The 4,642-nt window shown below is 63.8% G+C and carries 3 protein-coding genes and 1 pseudogene; 1 reads left to right on the top strand and 3 read right to left on the bottom strand.

Going from position 1 to position 4,642, the window contains the following annotated elements:
* From NI18_RS18530 to NI18_RS18525, 3 genes and pseudogenes are all read right to left on the bottom strand, one after another.
* A pseudogene (locus tag NI18_RS18530) lies at positions 1–389 on the bottom strand (hypothetical protein); the annotation flags it as partial.
* 268 nt (positions 390–657) lie between these two features.
* On the bottom strand, positions 658–1,371 hold the full coding sequence (locus NI18_RS24670; protein ID WP_128082326.1) for a hypothetical protein: 714 nt from the start codon (positions 1,369–1,371) through the stop codon (positions 658–660).
* Between the two features lie 686 nt (positions 1,372–2,057).
* Positions 2,058–3,584, bottom strand: coding sequence for a CpaF family protein (locus tag NI18_RS18525; protein ID WP_166746812.1), 1,527 nt, complete (start codon positions 3,582–3,584; stop codon positions 2,058–2,060).
* A gap of 131 nt (positions 3,585–3,715) precedes the next feature.
* On the opposite strand from NI18_RS18525, the gene NI18_RS18520 reads away from it, so the two are divergent.
* The coding region (locus NI18_RS18520) for a trypsin-like peptidase domain-containing protein (RefSeq protein ID WP_037532130.1) at positions 3,716–4,642 on the top strand (927 nt) is incomplete at its 3' end.

Below are 4,642 nucleotides of genomic sequence, written 5' to 3'. Positions count from 1 at the left end.
ATCGACCGACCGGTCGGCATCCAGCGCAGCGCGACCGACCCGCCGATCGCGCTCGCCCGCCCGCCGGGCTTCAGCGCGCGGCGGACGACCGCGGGGGAGGTGTCTGCGAGCAACGTATAACTGACGCCGGTGTCGAGGATCGCGGTGATGCTGCGCCCGTCGATCTGCATCGCGAACCGGATCTGGTTGCCCGGCGTCAGGTCGAACGGCACCCAGCGTGTCTCGGTATCGGCGGCGAGCCGGGCGACGCCCTGGTCGCGGTCGGCGGGGGAGGTGCTTGGGGTAGAGCTCGCCTGGATGGGCGCGGCCGCGGCCTGCGATGCCGGCTGCCGCGTCGTGATGCTTAGGGCCGCCAACAGCGGGACGATGGCGAGGGTAAGCATACGCATGTGCAACCGTCCCTAGCGCGTTGGCGGGGCCTTACAAGCTAGGCACGCGGACGGTGGGGCAGATGGATTTGAAGGGAAGGAAAGCGGACTCACGGCTTTCGCGGCTGCGTTGTGGGAGACCCACCGCCGAACGAGCCCGCCAATGCATCAACTTTTTGCATCGGTGAGCGCCTACGTTTCCTGCCATTCCTTGGCTGATGCGAAATCTTTGATCGTTTACGTGGGGGGGTAGGCTTAGGATCGTTAGCGGCACCCGTATATCGACGGGTTAGGGCCAGACTAGTCTTATCCAAGCTACTTTTTGACCAAGCTTGCCTTCACCGATCAGCGTTAGAAAATAGGCTTGAGAATGAAGGTCGGACAGTTTGGAAATAGCTCCTAACCGGACGGGCAATGTTGCAAGGATAAGGAACCGTTTGCCGTCGAAGGCGACGACCCGCGACCGCTCTGCCAAGCCTTTGGCGTTCCATACCCCAATCCAAGTGTAGCTGTCCCTATGAACGTTGTCATCGGCTGCGACGAAACTGTATCCAACGATATCGGGGGTCACGGCAGGCCGCGCCGGGACAAAACCATCCACATAACCGCTCCTTCCGATGCCAGCGTTGGAAATGCCTGCAATACCGCTCTTCCCTTGGATGCTGGTCCATGAAAACCAGCATCCCGATGTTCGCGAGTGCACTGTGCCAGGAGAGAGGTCAAAGTCGGTGAAGCGTGGGTCATCCGAGCGCAGCATCACCGCCGAGCTATAGCGAAGCTGATCCACGCGTGCCTCACCGGGATGTGGCCAGCCGGGATGTGCCCGATAGCTGCCCCCCAGCATCTCGACTGTTAGGGGAGCGGCGTTGATCGCAACAGATTCCCCAAGGTGACCCGAGCACACCGGCTTTGGCATGATCGCGGTGGTGGAATCGGAGGTTTGTGCGGTCGCAGAGGCCCCGATCAGCCCGGCAACGATTATCAGTATAGCGCGAACAAGCATCGCAGTAGCCTAACACGCGTAGGCTCGTGCGCTAGAGGGTGTCACTCGCTCACTTACCATTGCTGTTTGAATGCAGAACTTTTGATTTTTTCATCAGGAATGTCCGGGACGGAAAGGGACGCGGAAATGAAGCCTACGGCACTAACCGCGAATTACGCCTTTGATTTCAACGTGTGGCTTGCTTCCCATTGAGGGCGAAGGAGCCGCATCACATATCCGCTTCCCGTCTATAACGACTGTCACCGCGCCCTGCATTTTGAGCTCAACCGAAACGTTGTGAAGGGCCTCAAACGCAACCTGCCAGCCGTCACGATCGGCTCCCGGTTGAAAGCATAGTACAAAGGCAGATAAATTCGGTCCGGCCCAAGACGCTGTAGCATTGGCAATCACCCCCGGATCATCGAGCTCGCCTTTCCGGCCTATTCGAGCCAAAAACGGACCGGATATAGGGTCGTATTCAGCCGGGGGCGCAGGCGGCACCGATCTTTGGTCAAAATTTGGAAGTCGGGCGTCCGAGGGCACGCTTGATAGGAACAACCAAGCCGTGGCGATCGCGGCAACGCATCTTTTGGTTCGTACCATACCAGAGATGATAGATTTGATCCGAATGTCCGCAAATAGGCGTGAGCAGAATGGGAAGTTTTAGCACGGTCTCGACCACCTGCCGTTAGTGCAGTCGACGGGGGTCAGAGGCACGCCTCCAGATAGGCCTGGTCGAATCCGAACTGCTTGGCCTTGTCGAGCGTGTAGGGGCGCAGGCCCATCGAGCGGTATTCGCCGAGGATCTTGCCGTCCGCGCTCTCGTCGAGATATTCGAACTTGAACAGCTCCTGCGTGACGATCACGGGGCCCTCCATGCCGATCACTTCGGTGATGTTGGTGACGCGGCGCGAGCCGTCGCGCAGGCGCTTTACCTGGATGATCAGCTCGACCGAATCGGCGATCTGACGCGAGATCGCCTCCTTGGGTACCTTGATGTCTGACATCATCACCATGTTCTCCATGCGCGCGAGCGCCTCGCGCGGGGAGTTGGCGTGGAGCGTGCACATCGAGCCGTCGTGACCGGTGTTCATCGCCGCGAGCATGTCGAAACACTCGGAGCCACGGATTTCGCCCAGGATGATTCGGTCGGGGCGCATACGCAGCGCGTTCTTGACGAGATCGCGGATGCTGATCTCGCCCTGGCCCTCCAGATTGGCGGGGCGGGTTTCGAGCGGCAGCCAGTGCGGCTGCTGCAGGCGAAGCTCGGCGGCGTCCTCGATCGTCAGCACGCGCTCGCCCGGGTCGATCATCTTCGACAGCGCGTTGAGCATCGTCGTTTTACCCGAGCCGGTACCGCCCGAAATGACGACGTTGAACCGCGAGGCACCGGCGATCTTCAGCGCGGTCGCCATCTTGGGGCTCATGCTGCCGAACCCGGCCATCATGTCGAGCGTGATCGGCTTGGCCGAAAACTTACGAATCGAGATCGCGGTGCCGCGCAAGCTCAGCGGCGGCACGATCACGTTGACGCGGCTGCCGTCCTTGAGGCGGGCGTCGGCGAGCGGTGTGGTCTGGTCGACGCGGCGGCCGACCGAGTTCACGATCCGCTGCGCGATCTGGAACAGATGCTCCTCGTCGCGGAACTGGATGGGGGCGAGCTCAAGCTTGCCCTTGCGCTCGACATAGGTCTGTTCGGGGCCGTTCACCATGATGTCGGTGATGTTCGGATCCGCGAGCAATTCCTCGAGCGGCCCGAGCCCGAGCAGCTCGTCGACCAGCACCTTTTCCAGCGCGAACTGTTCGCGGCGGTTGAGCGTCAGTTTCAGCTCGGCGAGCACCTCGCCGATGATCGGGCGGAATTCCTCGGCCAGCTCGTCCTTGCCGAGCGTTGCCGCAGCCTCGGGATCGACGCGTTCGAGCAGCCGGGGAAGCACCTGTTCCTTGATCTTGTGGATCGACTGTTCGAAGCCCTCGACCTTGCTCGCGCCCGCATCGCCCGACGCGGCCTGGCGATCGGCGAGTCGCTGCATCGCGTCGACCTGACCGATCGGCACGCCGCCCTCGGTCTCGCCGGGCATCGGCAGGAGGGTGTCGAGCGCAGGGAATTGCGCGCCGCCCTCGGGATCGGGTCGCGGGGCGGGGCCGCCGCCCTGCATCGGTCGCGCGACGCCGAACGCGGGCCGCGCTGCCGTTCCGCCACTCATCCCACTGCGTCGTCCGAACGCGCTCATGCACCAGTCCCTCGATCGTTAATGCCGGGGTTACCGGCGAAGCCTTGCCAATTCGCTAACCAATCGGTCGGCGACCGCGCGGCGTCCGGAAACGGGTTCTGCCGCGGCGCGCGGGCGGATAAGGGAGGCGCATGCTGATCCGCCTGCTATCCCTGCTCGTCCTTCCGCTCGCCGCGCTCATCGGCATCGCCGCCCCCGCCAGCGCTGACGACATCAGCGCGACCGGGCGAGGGGTCGTGCGAGTCGTCACGATCGCGGTCGTCGACGACCAGGTCGTCGGCTTCGGCCATGGCAGCGGCTTTGCGGTCGCGCCCAACCGGATCGTCACCAACGCGCATGTCGTCGAGCTGGCGGAACGCTATCCCGACAATGTCGTGGTCGGCGTGGTGCCGACCGAGGGCGACAAATCCTATCAGGGCAAGGTGATCGCCTATGACGTGCAGCGCGATCTGGCGCTGATCGAGTTCACCGGCGCGCGCCTTCCGCAGACCGCGCTGTATACGGGACCGATCGATGAGGGCGGGGCGGTGGTGTCGCTGGGCTTTCCCGGCAATGTCGACCTCGCCACCGCGCGCTCGGCCGCGGACTATATCCGGCCGACCAGCCCGGTGCGGTCGGAGGGCGTGTTCTCGGGCCGACGCAGTCTGAGCGATGTCGAGGTGCTGTTGCACACCGCCAATATCGCGCGCGGCAATTCGGGCGGGCCGCTGCTCGACCGGTGCGGGCGGGTGATCGGCGTCAATTCGGCGATCACGCGCGGCGAGGAGGGTGATTCGACGTTCGGTTTCGCGATCGCGGATACCGAGCTCGCCGCGTTCCTGCGCGAGGCGAAGCAGCCCTATAGCGCGGTCGGAACGCCGTGCACCTCGATCGAGGAGCGGCTGCGGCAGGACAGCGACGCAGACGTGCGCGCGGCGGCCGATGCGGCGGCGGCGCGGCGTGATGTGGCGACGCAGGCGGCGCTATCGCGCGAACGCGCGCTGGAACAGGCGCGTATCGAGGCGGAGCGCCGGCGCGAGAACGTCATGGCGATCGCGGGGCTGCTGCTGGTCGCCGCA

This window comes from Sphingomonas sp. Ant20 (assembly GCF_000783375.1).
Taxonomy (GTDB): Bacteria; Pseudomonadota; Alphaproteobacteria; order Sphingomonadales; family Sphingomonadaceae; genus Sphingomonas; species Sphingomonas aerolata.
This window is presented reverse-complemented; position numbering and strand designations above follow the sequence as displayed.

Excerpts from the sequence above, each read along its gene's own strand:
- NI18_RS24670 (WP_128082326.1), bottom strand. The coding sequence starts at position 1,371 with ATGCTTGTTCGCGCTATACTGATAATCGTTGCCGGGCTGATCGGGGCC.
- NI18_RS18525 (WP_166746812.1), bottom strand. The coding sequence starts at position 3,584 with ATGAGCGCGTTCGGACGACGCAGTGGGATGAGTGGCGGAACGGCAGCG.